The sequence below is a fragment of the Mesobacillus boroniphilus JCM 21738 genome (assembly GCF_000517385.1).
Taxonomy (GTDB): Bacteria; Bacillota; Bacilli; order Bacillales; family Cytobacillaceae; genus Mesobacillus; species Mesobacillus boroniphilus.
This window is the reverse complement of record NZ_BAUW01000182.1, coordinates 1-2,653: the sequence shown is the minus strand read 5'-3', so window position 1 is coordinate 2,653 and position 2,653 is coordinate 1. Positions and strand designations below refer to the sequence as shown.

The window sequence follows — 2,653 nt, the reverse complement described above, 5'->3', positions numbered from 1 at the left end:
CCGTTAGCAATAGGTAAGCGTTTGAGGTTATCTCCGGCTTTTCCCCTGCTCCGCACGGAACGTGCCAGTTTCCAAGCATTCCGCGGTCCATCTAGCGATGGTCTTCTTAATTATAAGTTTCAAGTTACTCTTGTTGACTTGGGTTATTTGACATATTCTAATTCACATTTTTCCCGATATTTATTAATTTTCTGCAGCATCGGTTCTGTGATGCCCAAATTTTTCATGAGTGTATTCATCTTAGCTGTATCAGTCATATGGATAATTTTATGTACATCTTTATGGAGGATGCGAAGGTTGTGAAACTTGTCGCTACCACCAAGCTGTAAAGGAACATAGTGATGACAGTGCACATCATGTGCGTGAAGAAATGAACCTGTGATTTCACAGTTTCCATTTTTCATACTGTAACGGCTAATTCTATTATCCATATATTCAACACTGCGTGACGGGATGTTTGATTCCATCAAAAAGGCTAATTCTTGCCTAATATTCTTGTGCAAATTCTTATAAATTCGCGAACGACCTTCTACCGTGAAGGGGGTTAGACTTTGTGTGAAACTAATTACGTTTTTGGTCTGTACGTTCGCGAGAGGAAAAAGATGAATACCAGCAATTTCAAAAGTCTTGAATCCAACACTATAAAATTTCTTATAAGTTGGGGGTGGATTTGATGGATGTGCATATTTCCCGATAGGCTTAAGACGATTGTACATCATTGCACGTATTTCGTAGGCAAGACGTGAGAACGCTAAGTTGACGTGTGTTGCTCTATTAAAGTAGTTATGCAACCCTAAGACAAAACTATTAAAACGTAAAGCATTTTGGGCTGTTGGTGAGGAACGGAGTAATTCGATTCGTTTCTTTGCTTCAGCTTTTATTTTCTGTATTTTCTCAGCTCGAACAAAAGTGTGAGCTACTCGTTTTTTACCTTTACGGTTTGCACGTATGGTGAAGCCAAGGAAAACAGATTCATGCTTACGTAGGTTAATAATCTTTGATTTTTCTGGTGAGATATCAAGTTTTAGACGTTCTTTTAGAAAAAGCTTTACTGCGTGATACCATCTCTCGGCCGTTTTATAATCTCTACAGAGTACTTTGAAGTCATCAGCATAACGGACTAAATAACCTTCTTTTAGGCGAGTGCGCTTTTTAGCGAGAAGTTCACCTTCCCTAGTCTTAAATGATTTGTGAAGGGGGAATAGTTCCCATTGATTCGCCACCCATTGATCCAATTCATTTAGCACAACGTTCGAAAGTAACGGTGAAAGTAAGCCGCCTTGCGGCGATCCTCTTGTCGGGATTCCTTCGCCATCTATCTCCGCTTTCAACATTTTAGATATACAAGCAATTACTTGTCTGTCTCTAACGCCTAAATTCCATAGCTGTTTTACCAGCAACGTATGATTGATATTGTCAAAAAAACCTTTAATGTCAATATCTACAACGTAATGGAGTTTTGAATGGTTAACGAGAAATTGAACTCTTGCCATAGCATGGTGAGTAGACCGTAGAGGTCTGAATCCGTAATTATGATTGTAAAAGTGAGCTTCCGCAATAGGCTCCAACACTTGTTTAAAACATTGTTGAATTATCCTATCGAGTATACAAGGAATGCCTAGAGGCCGCATTTTGCCATTATCTTTTTCTATTAGTTTCCGTCTTACTTTCTTCGGGCGATAATTCTTGAGCTGTTTTTGTATTTCTTCAATTAACTCGTTCTCAGTCAGATTTTCAATGTCCAAGATGGTTTTCCCATCTGTACCTGGTGTCTTCGACCCTTTATTTGACTTGATTGTGCGATACGCTAATAAGATGTTGTTCCTCGACGTGATGATGTCGTATAGATAATGGAATTTTTCTTTATTTTCGGCTCGTTGATGTAAGTCTGTAAAGGTGTCGGTCATGTTGTAATAATCCCAGTATCGTAGAGTTTGCACTGTGGCATCATTCCTTAATGAAGTGATGTTCCCACATTCTTACCCGACCGGTGCAATGCACGTTTGAAAAATAATTATTAACTATCACTAGACTTGGGGCTGTTCCTCCACCTCCATTACAGAGGTTTCATCAGTCGTACCCCTACCCTCATAAGGACAAATGCATTTCATGATAATACTTATAGCAACCGTTTCGGGTGACAGCCCTTCGAGCAACGTCCCTTACTTTCCAAGTACCTTATCACCTAGCTATCCGTTCTAAACTTAGGTGCTTCCTGTAAGCCTGTGAGCTGGATACCGCCATTGTTCGGTATAACGTGTTTCAGAGATGCAATTTTTACTCCACATCACTCACCCCATCGTCAGATGGGACAATAGTTTCCTATTGCTCATAACTTTAGACCCGTACTTCCGGAAGTTCGTCTGTTCTTTTTCACAAGAAAATTCTCACCATATCTAGTTTTTCAGCCATCCGGCATATCCATTAGCATACCTATTCCTGAGGGAATGGCTTCAGCCTTTGTTCTGCCGACTTCACCTGTGCTCCAGACCCCATAATCTGTCTATTATGACGCATGCAGGAGTATCAATGGGATAGTTTCAAAATACGTGGTTTTATCATTCCTATCCTCGGTTATAAAGTTAGGATTCCCAAAGAAATCCCTTGTCGTTTCACACATTTGCGCTTATGACAAAACTTGTCGCGCTGCATC

Annotated in this window: 1 protein-coding gene; it reads right to left on the bottom strand. The window is 40.1% G+C overall.

Going from position 1 to position 2,653, the window contains the following annotated elements; translation table 11 throughout:
- Nucleotides 1–143: 143 nt before the first annotated feature.
- On the bottom strand, nucleotides 144–1,907 hold the full coding sequence (ltrA, locus tag JCM21738_RS21490; protein ID WP_023613810.1) for a group II intron reverse transcriptase/maturase: 1,764 nt from the start codon (nucleotides 1,905–1,907) through the stop codon (nucleotides 144–146).
- Nucleotides 1,908–2,653 lie beyond the last annotated feature (746 nt).